The organism is Tritonibacter mobilis F1926, assembly GCF_000376545.2.
Lineage (GTDB): Bacteria > Pseudomonadota > Alphaproteobacteria > Rhodobacterales > Rhodobacteraceae > Epibacterium > Epibacterium mobile.
In genome coordinates this window covers 69,236-84,857 of the sequence record NZ_CP015232.1, presented here as the reverse complement: position 1 = coordinate 84,857, position 15,622 = coordinate 69,236, and the positions used below count along the sequence as shown (strand labels likewise).

Here is a 15,622-nt window from a genome sequence, read left to right as displayed (position 1 = left end):
ATGTGTTTGGAAAGCTCAGGCTGGCTCGTCGAAGTTGATATCGACCTCGAACTCACCCGCCTTGATGGCGGCGCGGACCTCTTCCATTGGTGCAATCGCGTCTTCCGGCACCATCGAGGCCACAAAGGAGATATCGTTGCCGCCCTCTTTCATGAGGCCAAAACGGGTGTAATCCTCGCCGCTGGACTTGCCCGCCGCGCGATCCGCAAGTGCCGCACCCAGGATCGGGCCAAAGTTCCAGATCGCATTAGAGAACACCGTCTCCGGGTAGCGCTCGGAATAATCCGTGAGCGAGCCCACCGCCTTGATGCCGCGCTCCTTGGCGGCGTCAGCAGTGCCGATGCGTTCGCCAAACAGGATATCCGCACCAGAATCGATCTGCGCCAGCCCCGCCTCGCGCGCCTTGGGCGGGTCAAAAAACGTACCGATAAAGTTGATCAGGTGTTTTGCATCCGGGCGCACCGCATCCACCCCTTGGCGAAAGCCGTTGATCAGCATGTTCACCTCGGGGATCGGGATTGCGCCCACCGCCCCAAACACCCCGGACTGGCTCATTTTACCGGCCAGCATGCCGCACAAATAGGCGGCCTCATGGTTCCATGTGCCAAAGGTGCCGAAATTGTCGCCCTGCGGCTTGCCGCTGGAGCCCATCACAAACCGTGTCTCCGGGTAGTCACCCGCAACCTGCCGCGCCTCGCGCTCGACCGCATAGGCCTCGCCCACGATCACCTGCGCGCCCTGTTCGGCAAATTCCCGCATTGCACGGGCATAATCGGTCCCGGCAATCCCTTCGGAGAAGACATATTCAATCTCGCCGCGCTCTGCCGCTTCCAACATCGCCACATGCAGACGCGAATTCCAAGCATTCTCAACGGGTGAGGCATGCACCCCCGCCACCTTGATCGGCGCTTGCGCCATGACCATCGGGGCTGGCAACAAAGAGGCCGCGCCCAAGGCCGCACCACTTTTCAGAATTGTTCTTCGATCGAGACCTGGCTTTTTCATGATTGTTCTCCTCCACAGATCATTTTTCGCTTGTGTCTATTCTGGTGATCATTCCCTCAGTTTGATCGCCCAGCCAGCGCAACCCTCCTCCGGTCCGCGCTGAATGACGATCATCGGCGTTGTTCGCCTTCTTTTTGACCGTTTGGTCAAATGTTATGCACATCAGAGACAAATAGGTGAAAAATTTTCTGTCTCTTTGCGCATATTTCACGCAACATTATTTCACAATTTGCAGTCTGCGATCATTCACCGGGACAATAGCTTGCCGGGTCCACCTGCGCGGGACGTCCCTTTAGCGAGAGCGTCGCAATCTTTGGCGGTGTCTCAGAGATCACCTTGCCGCCGCGCACAACGGCCAGCCGCGAGGGTTTCAACCGGATCGCCTCAATCGGGTCATAGGCCTGCAACAGCACCATATCCGCCTTATTGCCAACCGCCAGACCATAGCCCTCCAGCCCGAGGATCTTGGCCGGGTGCTCCGTCACCGCATCAAAGCACCAGCGCATATCCTCACGCGACGAAAGCTGCCCCACATGCAGCCCCATAGAGGCCACCTCCAGCATGTCCGCCGCCCCCAGCGAATACCAAGGGTCCATCACGCAATCCGCACCAAAGGCCACATTCAGCCCCGCATCCCGCAGCTCGCGCACGCGGGTCTGGCCCCGGCGTTTGGGATAGCTGTCATGGCGGCCCTGCAACATGATATTGATGAGCGGATTGGCGATCACCTGCATATCGGCCTCGGCCATCAGCGCGATCAGCTTGGACACAAAGTAATTGTCCATCGAATGCATCGAGGTCAGATGCGATCCCGTCACCCGCCCCTGCAACCCAAGCCGCTGGGTCTCATAGGCCAATGTCTCCACATGGCGCGACAGCGGATCATCGGATTCGTCGCAATGCATATCGACCCGCAGGCCCCGCTCTGCGGCCACTTCGCACAGCCACGAAACCGAGCGCGCGCCATCCGCCATCGTGCGTTCAAAATGCGGGATGCCACCCACCACATCGACCCCCATATCGAGAGCCCGCAACAGGTGCTTGTCCGCTCCTTCGGCGCGAAACACCCCATCCTGCGGAAAGGCCACAAGCTGCAGATCGATATAGTCTTTGACGCTCTCGCGCACCTCTAGCATCGCCTCGACGGTCTTGAGATCCTCATCGCTCACGTCCACATGGGTGCGGATGGCAAGAAGGCCCTGACTGACCGCCAGATCACAATAGCGCATCGCCCGCGCGACGATCTCATCAATGCTCTGGATCGGTTTGAGTTCCCCCCAGAGCGCAATCCCTTCCAGCAACGTCCCCGAAGCATTCATCCGGGGACGTCCCAGCGACAGGGTGGCATCCAGATGGAAATGCGCATCCACAAAGGGCGGCGACACCAGCAGCCCCTGCGCATCAATGACCCGCGCGGCCTCTGCCGTGATATTGGGCTCAAGCGCGGCAATGCGCCCGTCCCGACAGGCAATGTCGCACCCGCTGCGACCATCGGGCAGGGTCGCGTTCTGGATAATCAGGTCAAAACTCATGGTGGCTGTCCTCTCGTTGCCAGCTGCGTTGGGGGCTGGCTCTGCCAGTTTCCCCCGTCGCGCCGGACCTTTGCCCGCAGCCTGCCAGCACTTTACCAATTGGTCAATTTTTCAAATTGCAGACGCCACGGGCTGCGTATGGCACCGCCCGCCCTGTTTGCGCTCAATTTGGAAATCTCACATCTCGTTCAGCAGGCAGGCGGTGTCGCCGTCAATAATCAAGGTCTTCACCAGACCGCTGTGCAGCAGCGCAAGCGTGGCTTCTGCCTTCTCAACGCCTCCGGACAGCAGCACACAATGTGATTGCCGCAGCGAGTCAAACCCGACCGCAAGGGTGCGGTGATTGAGGTCATGATCGACCGGCAGACCAGCTGCGCCAAAGAAGATACCATTGGTGTCGCCAATCGCCCCGGCATCCCGCAGCGCGCTCAGTTCCGACGAAGAGATCATCCCGGACTGGCGCAACAGCGACTCATCCGTGAGTTCTCCGACCGAGATGATCGCAAGATCGGGCCGACGCGCCATATCGAGAACCGCGCTCACCGTGGTCTGCGCCAAAAGCGTGTCGCGATCCTCGGCGCTATTGGCAATAAACGGCACCGCCAGAAAGTAACCATCCGCCCCCGTGGCACGGGCCAGCGCCTGCACCACTTCGAACGGATTAAACGCGCTATTGGCGGTTAAGGACCCCATCAGGCTGACAAAACGCGCAGAAGGTGCCCGCACACCGGCCATATTGCGGGTGATCTGATCGAGGGTCCGCCCCCATCCCGTGCCAATCACTGAGTCGGGTTGCCGCGCCAGCTGATCGCGCAACAGCGCCGCCGCCAGCGATCCCACCGCCCGGCGCGGAAAATCCTTGAGATGGCCGGGCAATCTGCTGCCACGGGTCAGCCCCAATGGCGGCGAACAGATGCAGCGCTCCAGGTTGAACCGCGCCCGCAGCGCCTCTTCCACCTCCAACAGACCATTGCCCCGTGAATCGATCGAGATCGACACGATCCCCGCCTCTTTTGCGAGTTGAAGCAACTTGTTGACCCGCGCGCGAGTCATCCCAAGCCGGTTTGCCGTCTCCTCCTGATTGAGGCCGCCGACATAATAGAGCCAGGCTGCGCGGCTCATGATTTGCAGATCATCAATATCTTTCATGCCCAGAGAATAACCTTTGTCTCTCGGCCTGACAATTGTACATCCACTTCATGAATTACAAATGTACTCGTGCTTGACAAAAGTAATATCGAGTCGCAGTATCCCCCTGTGCCAGCGGTGAGGAGGACCGCGATCACATCCATTCCAGGGAGGAACCAATGACTAAAATCGCCTTCAAACTCTCAACATGTGTCGCCGCAACCGCGCTGGCCGTGGGCGTCGCCGCCCCCCTTGCCGCGCAGGATGCGCTCAATATCGCGTGGGTTCATTCCAACGCCGCCGCTCAGTCCGAACAGCGCGTCAAAGCCGGTTTTGAGGACTGGCTTTCGGACAAAGGGTATGACTGGGACGTCAGTTTTCTGGACAGTCAGGGCTCTGGCGAGGCCACCGCCTCAAACCTTCAGGACGCGGTGTCGCGCGGGGTTGATGCCATCATCATCACCATGTCGGATTTGCGCGCCTCCAAAGCGGCCATTGATGTCGCGGTCGAGGCAGGCGTGCCGGTCTTTTCCGTCGACAGCGGCTATATCGACGGCGTGCAGGTGGATATCACCACCAACAACTGGGCCATGTCCGCAGATGTCTCGCCTTACCTGCTCGATCAACTGGGCGGCGCGGGCAATCTGATCTTCTTCCGCATGGCCGAACACCACGGCACCCGCAAACGCGGCGACGTGATGGAAAAAGTGCTGCAGGAATACGGCGACGTAAAGGTGCTGGCCGAACACAACATCGACTACACCGCCTTCTTTGAGGACACGACCTCAACCATGCAGGACTATGTCGCCCGCTTTGGCGAGGACATCGATGCGGTCTGGGCGCCATGGGACGAACCGGCGCAGGCCACCATCAACGTGATGAAGGCCGCAGGGCTTTCGGATGTCAAAGTCATCGGCATCGACGGCCACCCGCAGGCCGTGGCCGAGGTCTGCAAGCCCGACAGCATGATGATCGCCACCGTGAGCCAGCCGTTTGAGGGCATGGGCGCGCAGATTGGCGACTGGATCACCGCCATCGTCGGCGAGGGCAAGGCGCGCGAGGACGTGATCCCCAGCGATATCGTCTACATGGACGCCCCCTTGGTGACCAAGCAAAACTGCAAAGACTTCATGTAACTCCTGTCTCCCCGGCGGCGGACCATGTGCCAGCAGGCTGCGTGGTCCGCCTTCAAACGGTCTTTTTGAAATCACCCGAAAGGAGGGGCACATGTCTGTGCATCTCTCTGATATCCTTATGGAGTTCCCGGGCACGCGGGCGCTGGACGAGGTCAATGTCGCCTTCCATTTCAACGAGGTGCATGGCCTCGTAGGCGAAAACGGCGCAGGCAAGAGCACCTTTGTGAACATCCTTGGCGGCTCGCTCCAGCCCACGCGCGGCCGGATCACGGTTGCGGGCACCGACGTCACACTCAGCAGCCCGCGCAGCGCGCTTGGGCATGGCATTGCCCATGTCAGCCAGGAAGGCAGCCTCGTGCCCTCGCTGACGGGCGCTGAAAACATCATGCTCGGGGTCGAACCCCGCCACACCGCCGGGATCATGCGCCGGGGTGCCCTGCGCTCCGAGGCCGAGCGGCTGCTGGCAACATGGTTTCCGGGGTTGGATCTAGATCTGCACCGCCCGGTTGGTGACCTGCCGATGGCAGACCGCAAGGTGATCGAGATCGTGCGCGCCCTGCGTGGTGACATTCGTCTGCTGATCCTTGACGAGCCCACCGCAACGCTTGAGGCGCGCGAGAAAAAGCAGCTGTGGGGCATCATCAAACGGCTGCCCACCAAAGGCGTCGGAGTGGTGTTGATCTCGCATTTCCTCTCTGAGGTGGTGGAGCTGTCGGACCGGATCACCGTGCTGCGGGACGGTAAACATGTGGGCACGCTCGACCGCGCCGCCGCCAGCGAAGCGGTGCTGACCGATCTTATGCTGCGCCGCGAGGCCGGACAGCCAGCGGCCGAAACCGCCACCCCCTCCATGCCTGCGGACCCCGCCACTGCCCCTGTTATCCTCGCGGTCGAGGATTGGGCCGTCGGCTCCGTCGAGATGGACGCATTTCATCTGCGCCGGGGCGAGATCGTCGGCCTGATCGGCCTGACGGGGGCCGGGCATTTTGGCTTTGCACGGTCTCTTTATGCCAGACAGGGTGTCGTGCGCGGTGAACTCTCTGTGGATGGCCAGCCGATCCGCGGCTCAGGCGTGCGTGTCATGCAGCGCGCCGGCGTGGCCTTGGTCCCGGATCACCGGATGGAAAACGCGCTCGCGGGCGATGGCACGGTGGTTGAAAACCTCACCATGGTGCATCCCGAATTTGCCGCCAAAAGCGGCATCCTCAACCGCAGCCTTGAGCGGCGCGAAGCGGACCGGGTGATTAAGCTCCTGAATGTCAAAACCCCAAACCAACGCCAGCTGATCCGCAACCTGTCTGGTGGCAACAAGCAAAAGGTCTCTATCGGCAAATGGCTCTATGGCGCAGAGGCCCGCTACAAGGTTCTGATCTTCATCGAGCCAACCGAAGGCGTCGATATCGGCGCTAAAATGGAGATCTACGCCCATATGCGCCGCCTCGCCGCAGAAGGCGCCGCGATCCTCATTGCCTCGTCTGATCTGGGCGAGATCGCTCAGGTCTGCCACCGCGCCATTCCCTTTGTCCACGGTCGCCCCGGTGCAGACATTCATGCCCGGGACTTTTCCGAGGGCCAGTTCATCACAGCCATCACCGGAGATGCAGCATGACCAGCCAAACTGCACAGATATCTGCGTCCACCCCCGCCTCCGCGCCCAAACCGGTCCGGTCGGACTTTGTTCAGCGCTACTCGACGCTGGGTGTTCTGATCTTGATGTTTTTGGGGTTCTCGCTGTTCGTCGACCGTTTTCTGACGCCGTTTAACCTCTCTAACATTCTGCAACAGATTGCGATCCTGACCATTGTGGGCTCGGGGCTGACCTTTGGCTTTGCGGCCAAGGAAATCGACCTCTCGGTGGGCTATACGGTGGGGCTTGCGGGCATTCTCGTGCCGCTCCTGCTGACCATGGGCTACCCGCTGGCGCTCGCACTTCTGGCGGGGTTGCTGGCCGGGATCATCGTCGGCCTCATCAATGGGGTGCTGATCACCAAGGTCGGTATTCCCTCGCTGATCGCGACCCTCGCCATGGGGTCCATCCTCTTTGGGGTCAACTTCCTGATGACCGGCGGACGCGCGATTTATGGCGGCTTGCCCGACACCTATCTCGCCTTGGGTCAGGGCCGTCTGTTTGGCATCCCCAACCTTGCGTTCTTTATGGTCTGCGCCGTGGCCATCGCGTGGTTCGTGATGGAGCGCACAGTCTTTGGCCGCTACGTCTATGCGGTCGGCGGCAACCAGAAAGCGGCGGAGCTTTCGGGGGTGCGGATCACCTTTTACCGGATGGCGGCCTTGGTCCTTGTCTCGGTCTTTGCGGTGATCGCTGGCGCGCTTCTGGCCTCCCGTCTGGGGTCGGGACAGCCCAATGTGGGCGAACGCTACCTGCTCGACGGGCTGGCCACCGTATTTATCGGCATGACCATGTTCCGTCCGGGCACCGCAACCGTGCTGGGCACCTTTTGCGGCGCGCTCTTCATCGGGGTCATCAACAACGGCCTCAACCTGATCGGGATGGACACCTACATCCAGAACATCGTCAAAGGCATCATCATTCTGACCGCCGTGGCGATTGTCTCCCGCACGACCAAACTGAATTTGCTGTGAGGATGCAACTATGACGGCACCCATTGAAACCGCCGTGGCCGACCGGGCTGCCCGCTCCAACACGGAACTGCTCCCGCTTTATCGACAGATGCGCCGTGTCAGAACCTTCGAGGAACGGGTGGGCGAATTGTTCGTGCGCGGCCAGTCCGCAGGCTCCATGCTCCACCTGTCGATCGGCGAAGAAGCCGCCGCTGTCGGCGTTGCCTCGCTGATGCAGGAGGGCGACACCTTCACGACCCACCACCGCGGTCACGGGATCTTTCTCGCCCGTGGGGCTGACCCCAAACGCATGATGGCTGAAATCGGCGGCAAGGAAGAGGGCTATTGCCGGGGCAAAGGCGGCTCCATGCATATTGCCGATATGGGGCTCGGGCATCTGGGCGCAAACGCCATCGTGGGTGGCGGCATCCCTGCCGTGGTCGGCGCGGGTCTGGCCTCCAAACGCGCGGGCAAAGGGGCCATTTCGGTGGCGTTTTTTGGCGATGGCGCGATGCAGCAGGGCATCCTCTACGAGAGCATGAACATGGCCGCGCTCTGGGATTTGCCGGTGGTTTTTGTCTGTATCAACAACCAATACGGCATGGGCACCCGCATCGAACAGGCCACCAAGGGCCGCGCCCTGCATGAACGCGGTCTGGCCTTTGGTCTCAATGCCGAAACCGTGGATGGGCTGGATGTGCGCGAGGTGCGCGCCGCGGCCACCCGGGTGATTGATGCCGCGCGCGGCGGCACGCCTGGGTTTCTCGCCATAGAATGCTACCGTTTTTATGGTCACGCCCGGATGGACAAAAGCCCCTATCGCAGCGCCGAGGACGAGGAACAGGGCCGCGCCAAGGACCCGGTCCAATTCGCCCGCGCCGCCCTGATCGAAGGGGGCGAGCCAGAGGGCACACATCTCGACGCACTCGATCAGGAGATCGCAGCAGAGATGGATGCCACCATTGATTTCACCATCGCCGCCAGTGAGCCGCCACTGAACTCGATGTTCCGCGATGTCTACGCGCCCGGCGAACCCGAACCCGAGGCGGTGGCCGCGCGTATTGACCGAATTCTTGCAAGGGAGTGAGCACATGGTCCAGATGACATATAGGGATGCGCTCAAACAGGCGCTGCGCGACGCCATGACCGAGGACGACAGCGTTGTGGTGATCGGCGAAGAGGTCGGACGCTACGGCGGCGCTTATGGTGTCACCAAAGGACTCTATGAGGAATTTGGCGCCGCGCGGATGATCGACACGCCAATTTCAGAACCTGCCATCATCGGCGCTGCCGTGGGGGCTGCCATGTCCGGCCTGCGCCCCGTGGCCGAGCTGATGTATGTCGATTTTATCGGCATGACGATGGACCAGCTGGGCAATCAGGCCGCAAAGATCCGCTATATGTTCGGCGGTCAGATCGGCGTGCCGATGGTCCTGCGCACCCAAGGTGGCACGGGCCGGTCCGCAGGCGCGCAGCATTCGCAATCGCTTGAGGCTTACGTGCTGCACACGCCCGGCCTGCGCCTCGTGATGCCCGCAACCGTATCAGACGCCTATCACCTGTTGCGCCAATCGCTGCGCCAGCCCGATCCGGTGGTGTTCATCGAACACAAGGCACTCTACACCCTGAAAGAAGAGGTCGACCTCTCGGCCCCACCCCCCGCATGGGGCAAGGCCGCCGTGCGCCGCACCGGCGACGATCTGGTGATCGTGACCTACTCGCGTCAGGTGCATCATGCACTAAAGGCCGCAGAAGAGCTTTCCAAACAAGGACTTGAGGCTACAGTCATTGATCTGCGCTGCCTCAACCCGCTGGATTTCGACACTGTGCGCGAACATGTGGAACGCGTCGGGCGGGTGATGGTCGTCTCCGAAGGGGTCATGACCGCCGGTGTTGGCGCGGAACTCTCTGCCCGCATCCACGAGGAATGTTTCGACTTCCTCGCAGAACCGGTGATCCGGCTGTGCGGCGAGGACATCCCGATCTCCGTCTCGGTCGATCTGGAGGCCAACTCCGTGCCCACATCACAGGCGGTGCAACAGGTGGCCGCGCGACTGCTGGCAGAAAGGAGCGCAGCATGAGCACCGTCACCCTGACCATGCCCCGCCTTGGCGAGACCATGGAAGAAGGCACGGTCTCCGAATGGCGCATCACCGAGGGTCAGTCGTTTGAACGCGGCGCGCCTTTGGTCGAGTTTGAGACCGACAAAACGGCGGTGGAATACCCGGCCCTTGGCTCCGGTCGCTTGGTAAAGATCCTCGTCAGCCCCGGCGCGCTGGTGCGCCTGGGAGAGCCGATTGCCGAAATCGATCTCGCGGGCGCGGAAGATTGGGTCAGCGCCACAGATGCTGACCCAGATACGGAAGCTGATACAGCGCCCCCCGCAGCGGGCAAGGTGGTGATCGACCTGCTGATGCCTCGCTTGGGTGAAACCATGGAAGAGGGCAAAATCATCAGCTGGATGGTAAAACTGGGCGAAGACTACGCCCGCGGCGCTTCCCTGCTGGAGGTCGAGACCGACAAAACCGTGGCTGAATTTCCCGCTCTGGTGCCCGGTCGCCTGGTGGAAACCCTTGTTGCACCGGGAGAGACCGTCAAGGTCGACACCCCCATCGCCCGCGTCGAAGTCGCACCTAAAGATGCAGGCGATATGCCCCCCGCCGCAGAACCCGAGGTCTCGCCCGCAGCCGCCACCGCCAACACCCCCACGGCCCCCTCTCCGTCCGCGGCGCGCCCTGCCGGGGAGCGTCTGCGCGCCACTCCTCTGGCCCGCCGCGCCGCGCGCCGGGCCGGGCTGGATCTCAACAGCATCCAAGGCACCGGGCGGCGTGGCCGTATTGAGCTTATCGATGTGACCCGCAGCCAATCCGGCAGCACAGGTCGTCTGGCGGCAATGTCCTGGGGACCAGCCAATGGCACCCCTGCCCTGCTCGTGCACGGCTTTGCAGGCGACAGCGTCACCTTTGAACAGCTTGGTAAAATGCTTGGTCGCGCCGGGATCGCCGCGCGGGCGGTCGATCTGCCCGCCCATGGCAAGACGCCGCAAGAGGCGCAGACCTTTGACGATCTGGTCAACGCCCTGACCCAAGAGCTCGACCCCGCGCGCCCGGTGCATCTGGTGGGCCATTCGCTTGGGGCAGCCACCGCCATTGCCGCCACCGCTGCCACGCCCCAAGCGGTGCGCTCGCTTACGCTGATTGCGCCTGCGGGGCTTGGTCTCTGGATCAACGGTGCCTTCCTCACTGGCATGGCCGAAGCCACAAGCGCCGGGGCCATCGCCCATCTGCTGCGCACCCTCTCTGCGCGTGCCGCCGCCTTTTCGCCAGCCACCGTGGCGCAGATCCACGCCGACCTTGCGCGCGGACGTCTGACCGCACTGGCCTCGGATCTGAGCCATGGCGATCAGCAGCGGTTGAACCTGCGCGCCCCGCTCGCAGATCTGGCCCGGCACATGCCAGTGCGGATTCTAACCGGATGCGAAGATGCGGTGCTCGACTGGCAGGATGCGCTCGATGTTGCGCCCGAGATCGCGCTCCACGTCTTTGCCCGCGCCGGACATATGCCGCATTGGGATGACCCCAAAGCCGCCGCCGCCATTATCGCCAAGGGGATCATCGATGACTGACACACCGCCGACCGAGGCCCTGAAGGCCGCAAAACTGCGCATGGGCGCTTTTGCCAAACAAGCACCCGACCTGATGAAAGGCTTTGCCGCCGTGTCATCCGCCGCCACCACGGCAGGCCACTTCAGCACCGCCGACCGCGAATTGATCGCCGTTGCAATCGCTGTTGCAACCCGCTGCGAAGATTGCATCCTCTATCATGTCGATGCGGCCAAACGCCATGCGGCCAGCGAGGAGGCGCTGGTTGCGGCCCTTGAGGTGGCCGTCGAAATGGGGGGCGGGCCCGCTGTCATGTACGCGGGCAAGGCATTGGAGGCCTACCGCACTCTCTAAAAAGGAACCCTGTCCATGATATGAGGAGGTTTCATGGCCTGTTTTTTGACTGCCGATGGTGGCACCGAAAGCCTGCGCGCCCGCGTCTACGATGCCGATGGCACCTGTCTCGGGACCAGCGCCGTGCCCTACAAAACCGATTTCAAACCGGGACGGGTGGAACAAAACCCCGAGGACTGGTGGCAGACCTTCGTCAACGCTGCACAGGGCGCAATCCGTGCGGCTGGCGTCCCCGCCGATCAGATCAAGGCGATCTGCTACGCGACGACCTGCTGCACGGTGGTCGCCATTGATGGAAATGGCCGCGCGTTGCGACCCGCGATCATGTGGATGGATGTGCGCGCCCACGACGAGGCGCAAGCCGTGCTCGACACCGCAGATCCCGCACTGGCGCTCAATGGCGGCGGCAAGGGGCCGGTCTCTGCCGAATGGATGATCCCAAAATCGCTCTGGCTCAAACGCAATGAGCCGGAGATTTTTGAAAAGGCCCATCGCATCTGCGAATATCAGGATTTCATCACCTATCGTCTGACCGGCGAATGGGCAGCCAGCCTCGATAATGCCGGGCTGCGCTGGCACTACCGCTCGCGCGAGGGGGGATGGGCCAGCAGCCTTCTGCAAAAACTGGGCATACCCGAGCTTGAGGAGAAATGGCCCAATCGTGTCGTCGCACCGGGGGATGTGGTTGGCACCCTCACGGCCGCCGCCGCCAACGAGCTGGGCCTGCCCGCATCGGTCAAAGTGGTGCAGGGCGGCGCGGATGCGCTGATCGGGATGATCGGCCTCGGGGTCCACCGCCCCGGCCAGCTTGCGATGATCACCGGCTCTTCGCATCTCCAGTTCGGCGTCACCGAAACCCCCATCCACGCGCAGGGCGTCTGGGGCAGCTATGCCGATATCGTTTACCCCGACCGCTGGATCGTCGAGGGCGGACAAACCTCGACCGGCTCGATCCTCAACTGGCTGTCACGCCTCACCGGCGCTCCGCTGGATTTCGAACGCCTCAACGCCCAAGCCGCAGCCCTGCCACCGGGGGCCGAGGGGCTGTTGGTGCAGGATCATTTTCAGGGCAACCGCACGCCGCACACCGATCCGCTGTCGCGCGGCGCTTTGGTCGGGCTGAACCTTGGCCATGAGTTGCACCATATTTTCCGCGCCACCATGGAAGGTATCGGCTTTGGCACCCGCGCCATTCTCGATGCTTTTGCGCAGGCGGGCTACACGGGCGAGGAAATCACCGTTGGCGGCGGGGCTACCGCCTCTGATCTGTGGTTGCAAATCCACGCCGATACCGCAGGCATCCCGGTGCGGGTGCCCGCCTCGCCCGATGCCCCCTCAACCGGATCGGCGGTGCTTGCGGGCGTCGGCGCTGGCATCTTTGACACCATCGATGAGGGCATCGGCGTCATGGTCCACCCCGGACGCCTGATTGAGCCGCGCGCGGACAATACCCGCGCCTATGACGAGATCTACACACGCTACTGCGCACTCTATCCGGCGCTGAAACAGGTGCTGTCATGAGTTTGGCCGCACGGTTCAGCCTGCAGGGCCAGACCGCATTGGTAACCGGCGGGGCCAAGGGGATCGGTGCTGCCATCTCTCGCACGCTGGCGCAGGCCGGTGCCACGGTGGTGATCGCCGATCTGGATCAAACCGCAGGCGAGGCCCTCGCCGCCGCGCTTGGCGGACGCTTTGCACCCCTTGATGTGACCGATTGGGACGCCTGCGCCGCGCTTGCGCGCCGCGAACACCCCGATGTACTGGTGGCCAATGCTGGCATCGTTCACAACGCCCCGACCGCAACGGTCGACCCCGCCGACTGGCGGCGGGTGATCGACGTGAATTTGACGGGTGTGTTTCACAGTTTGCGCGCCTTTGGTCCCGGCATGGCCCACCGCGGCAGCGGCGCATGTGTTGTGACCTCGTCGATCTGCGGCGAGGTGGCCGTCTGGCCGCAACCACAAGCCGCCTATAATGCCGCCAAGGCCGGGGTCAATTTGCTGGTCAAATCCACCGCTTTGGAATGGGCCAGCCAAGGGGTGCGCGTCAATGCGGTGGCCCCCGGCTACACCGCCACCGAACTCACGCTGGCGGGTCGCTCCAAACAGGACTGGTTTGAGGTCTGGATGCAGCGCACCCCGATGGGGCGTCTGGGCGACCCACAAGAGATCGCCGACCCGGTTCTGTTCCTCGCCTCTCCCGCCGCCAGCTACATCACCGGCACCATCCTCACGGTGGATGGCGGCTATACCGCAGCTTAACAGGAGTTTCTCATGACCAAAGCAAGAACCGCGCTCGTGACAGGCGCCAGCCGCGGCATCGGCGCCGCCATCGCACTGGGCCTTGCAGCCCGCGGCTATGATGTCGCGCTCAACGATATTGACCGACAAAAGACAGAGCTGGAAGGCGTCGCCGCCCAAATCCGCGCCGCAGGCCAGCGCGCGCTTTGCCTTTATGCCGATGTCTCCGACAAGGCGCAGGTCGAGGCCATGGTGGCGCAGGCTCGCACAGACCTCGGCGAGATCGACGCCGTGGTCAACAATGCGGGCATTTTGATATCAGGCCCGGTTGATGGTCTGCCCGAACAGGTCTGGGATGCGGTGATGGACGTCAACGCCAAGGGCACCTTCATGGTAACACAAGCGCTGCTGCCTTCGATGAAAGCCCGCGGGTATGGGCGGATCGTCAATATCGCCTCGATCGGCGGCAAACATGGCGCGCCCGAACAGGCGCATTATTCCGCATCCAAAGCCGCCGTCATGGGGTTTTCCCGCGTGCTGGCGCAAGAGGTCGGCCCGCTTGGCATCACAGTGAACTGCGTCTGTCCGGGGATCATCCTCACCGATATGGGCCGGGTCAATCTGGACGACCCCGAAACCCGCAGCGCATGGTCCGCGAAAACCGCAATGGCGCGGATCGGCGATCCCGAGGACGTGGTCGGCCCGGTGGCTTTCTTTGCCTCCGATGATGCCGCCTTTGTGACCGGTCAGACGCTCAATGTTGACGGCGGCATCGTGTTCTCCTGAGCCGCTCACAGCGTCAGCGCTGCCTCATTCCGCGCTGACGCGCTGCGGTGAAGTTTCGCCCGAAGGCGTCGGCACACTTGCAAAAAAGCGGCGCAACATCTCGTCTATCGGTGTGAACGCGACCCCAAGGCTGTCCCGGCGCGAAAAGTCATAAACTGTCGGCAATTTTGGCGCTGCGCCATTTGTCACCGGCAGGGCGCTTTGCGGCACATAATGGGCGATCTCCTGATAGATCCGCGCCCAGGTCCAACTGTCGCTCAGGGTGAAATAGCGCCCCACCACCTGCGCATTCTCGCAGGCCTGCAAGGCGCAACCCGCCAGATCCTCGGGGCTGGTCAATGACATGGCACCATCCGGCACCTGTTGATGCCAACCCGGAATGCCGCGCACCAAACCAGCAAGAAAGCCCAGTACATGGCCGTCCAGATGCCACGGCAACAAAGCAGGGGCCACCATCATACTCGAAAGCAAAACCGTCAGACGGATGCCCCCCTGATCCACCGCTTCCTGTGCGGCCTGCTCCATCGCGGTTTTCTGGGCCTGCATGAATTTGCCAGCAGCGCGCTGATCGGCCAGCGAGGACACGTCACGCAGTTCATTCAGCACCGGCGGCGGCGGCACGGGCGCTGCGGAGGCGGTGCTTGAACACAGAACCGCCGCCGCAACATCCGTGCGCGCCGCAATCTGCAGGATTTCGCGGCAGGCGATCTTGGCCGGCGCAACCACATCGCGCCACGCCCGCCCTGGCGCCAGTTCTGCAATCGCGCGCCCGTCTCGCCCGCTGCGCGGGGTTGGGAAACAGGCCAGAATGACCGCATCCGCGCCGACCAAGGGCGCAACAAAGCTCTCGGGCTTTTCGGCATGGGCCTCAAACAGCCGGAGCCTGCCCGCCGCACCGGGAAACTCATATAACCGATGTGCCCGGTTTATATCGCGCGCAGTGGCATGCACATTGTGACCTCTGCGCAAGGCTTCGCGCACCGCATAGGCCCCGGCCAGCCCCGTAGCACCAGCAATACAAATGGTCTTCTGCTCCGCCATGTTCAAATACCTCTTTTCTGAATAGGTCCAAATTCCAATGCCCCGAGCATAATTTAGGCGCATAAAAAAGAGGCATCGATTTTTCCGAACAACCCTCTCAGCAAGGCTGATCACAGACAACGCCCTGCCACGGCGCGCGCCCCGCGCACTGACCTCGGAAAAGCTGAAGCACGCCCTCCGATGAATCGATTGGAAATACGAGGCTGGATCACGCTCAA

Annotated in this window: 14 protein-coding genes; 10 read left to right on the top strand and 4 right to left on the bottom strand. The window is 62.3% G+C overall.

Going from position 1 to position 15,622, the window contains the following annotated elements; translation table 11 throughout:
- Positions 1–15: 15 nt before the first annotated feature.
- The 3 genes from K529_RS21840 to K529_RS21825 form a co-directional block, all read right to left on the bottom strand.
- Entirely contained in the window at positions 16–1,005 is a 990-nt protein-coding gene (locus K529_RS21840) for a BMP family protein (RefSeq protein ID WP_046002264.1), read from the bottom strand.
- Between the two features lie 242 nt (positions 1,006–1,247).
- Positions 1,248–2,537 (bottom strand): amidohydrolase family protein, encoded by a 1,290-nt coding sequence (locus K529_RS21830; RefSeq protein ID WP_005662675.1) that lies wholly within the window; start codon positions 2,535–2,537, stop codon positions 1,248–1,250.
- 177 nt (positions 2,538–2,714) lie between these two features.
- Positions 2,715–3,686: a sugar-binding transcriptional regulator gene (locus K529_RS21825; protein ID WP_005662673.1), complete on the bottom strand. Its 972-nt coding sequence runs from the start codon at positions 3,684–3,686 to the stop codon at positions 2,715–2,717.
- A gap of 158 nt (positions 3,687–3,844) precedes the next feature.
- Here K529_RS21825 and K529_RS21820 point away from each other — a divergent pair, with 158 nt between their 5' ends.
- From K529_RS21820 to K529_RS21775, 10 genes are all read left to right on the top strand, one after another.
- Positions 3,845–4,801: a sugar ABC transporter substrate-binding protein gene (locus tag K529_RS21820; protein ID WP_080929584.1), complete on the top strand. Its 957-nt coding sequence runs from the start codon at positions 3,845–3,847 to the stop codon at positions 4,799–4,801.
- A 91-nt stretch (positions 4,802–4,892) separates the two neighbouring features.
- Positions 4,893–6,410, top strand: a complete 1,518-nt coding sequence (locus tag K529_RS21815) for a sugar ABC transporter ATP-binding protein (protein WP_065317508.1) — start codon at positions 4,893–4,895, stop codon at positions 6,408–6,410.
- On the top strand, positions 6,407–7,402 hold the full coding sequence (locus tag K529_RS21810; protein ID WP_046002209.1) for an ABC transporter permease: 996 nt from the start codon (positions 6,407–6,409) through the stop codon (positions 7,400–7,402). Before K529_RS21815 ends, K529_RS21810 begins: the two co-directional genes overlap by 4 nt.
- A gap of 10 nt (positions 7,403–7,412) precedes the next feature.
- The gene (locus K529_RS21805; protein WP_046002210.1) at positions 7,413–8,468 is read left to right on the top strand and encodes a thiamine pyrophosphate-dependent dehydrogenase E1 component subunit alpha; all 1,056 of its coding nucleotides are present in this window, start codon (positions 7,413–7,415) and stop codon (positions 8,466–8,468) included.
- A 4-nt stretch (positions 8,469–8,472) separates the two neighbouring features.
- On the top strand, positions 8,473–9,462 hold the full coding sequence (locus K529_RS21800; RefSeq protein ID WP_005666417.1) for an alpha-ketoacid dehydrogenase subunit beta: 990 nt from the start codon (positions 8,473–8,475) through the stop codon (positions 9,460–9,462).
- Positions 9,459–11,006 (top strand): alpha/beta fold hydrolase, encoded by a 1,548-nt coding sequence (locus K529_RS21795; protein WP_046002211.1) that lies wholly within the window; start codon positions 9,459–9,461, stop codon positions 11,004–11,006. The genes K529_RS21800 and K529_RS21795 overlap by 4 nt, the downstream gene beginning before the upstream one ends.
- Positions 10,999–11,337, top strand: a complete 339-nt coding sequence (locus K529_RS21790) for a carboxymuconolactone decarboxylase family protein (RefSeq protein WP_005685823.1) — start codon at positions 10,999–11,001, stop codon at positions 11,335–11,337. The genes K529_RS21795 and K529_RS21790 overlap by 8 nt, the downstream gene beginning before the upstream one ends.
- A gap of 33 nt (positions 11,338–11,370) precedes the next feature.
- Positions 11,371–12,858, top strand: coding sequence for an FGGY-family carbohydrate kinase (locus K529_RS21785; RefSeq protein WP_046002212.1), 1,488 nt, complete (start codon positions 11,371–11,373; stop codon positions 12,856–12,858).
- Entirely contained in the window at positions 12,855–13,598 is a 744-nt protein-coding gene (locus K529_RS21780) for an SDR family NAD(P)-dependent oxidoreductase (protein WP_046002213.1), read from the top strand. Before K529_RS21785 ends, K529_RS21780 begins: the two co-directional genes overlap by 4 nt.
- A 12-nt stretch (positions 13,599–13,610) precedes the next feature.
- Positions 13,611–14,363 carry an SDR family NAD(P)-dependent oxidoreductase gene (locus tag K529_RS21775; protein WP_046002214.1) on the top strand — a complete coding sequence of 251 codons (753 nt, stop codon included), beginning with the start codon at positions 13,611–13,613 and terminating at the stop codon, positions 14,361–14,363.
- Positions 14,364–14,387: 24 nt separating this feature from the next.
- Here K529_RS21775 and K529_RS21770 read toward each other — a convergent pair whose 3' ends face one another.
- Entirely contained in the window at positions 14,388–15,404 is a 1,017-nt protein-coding gene (locus K529_RS21770; RefSeq protein ID WP_052699523.1) for an NAD(P)H-binding protein, read from the bottom strand.
- Positions 15,405–15,622 lie beyond the last annotated feature (218 nt).

Coding starts and splice junctions, on each gene's coding strand:
- K529_RS21810 (WP_046002209.1), top strand. CDS start 6,407: ATGACCAGCCAAACTGCACAGATATCTGCGTCCACCCCCGCCTCCGCG.
- K529_RS21775 (WP_046002214.1), top strand. CDS start 13,611: ATGACCAAAGCAAGAACCGCGCTCGTGACAGGCGCCAGCCGCGGCATC.
- K529_RS21815 (WP_065317508.1), top strand. CDS start 4,893: ATGTCTGTGCATCTCTCTGATATCCTTATGGAGTTCCCGGGCACGCGG.
- K529_RS21790 (WP_005685823.1), top strand. CDS start 10,999: ATGACTGACACACCGCCGACCGAGGCCCTGAAGGCCGCAAAACTGCGC.
- K529_RS21780 (WP_046002213.1), top strand. CDS start 12,855: ATGAGTTTGGCCGCACGGTTCAGCCTGCAGGGCCAGACCGCATTGGTA.
- K529_RS21770 (WP_052699523.1), bottom strand. CDS start 15,404: ATGGCGGAGCAGAAGACCATTTGTATTGCTGGTGCTACGGGGCTGGCC.
- K529_RS21825 (WP_005662673.1), bottom strand. CDS start 3,686: ATGAAAGATATTGATGATCTGCAAATCATGAGCCGCGCAGCCTGGCTC.
- K529_RS21830 (WP_005662675.1), bottom strand. CDS start 2,537: ATGAGTTTTGACCTGATTATCCAGAACGCGACCCTGCCCGATGGTCGC.
- K529_RS21840 (WP_046002264.1), bottom strand. CDS start 1,005: ATGAAAAAGCCAGGTCTCGATCGAAGAACAATTCTGAAAAGTGGTGCG.
- K529_RS21805 (WP_046002210.1), top strand. CDS start 7,413: ATGACGGCACCCATTGAAACCGCCGTGGCCGACCGGGCTGCCCGCTCC.
- K529_RS21800 (WP_005666417.1), top strand. CDS start 8,473: ATGGTCCAGATGACATATAGGGATGCGCTCAAACAGGCGCTGCGCGAC.
- K529_RS21795 (WP_046002211.1), top strand. CDS start 9,459: ATGAGCACCGTCACCCTGACCATGCCCCGCCTTGGCGAGACCATGGAA.
- K529_RS21820 (WP_080929584.1), top strand. CDS start 3,845: ATGACTAAAATCGCCTTCAAACTCTCAACATGTGTCGCCGCAACCGCG.
- K529_RS21785 (WP_046002212.1), top strand. CDS start 11,371: ATGGCCTGTTTTTTGACTGCCGATGGTGGCACCGAAAGCCTGCGCGCC.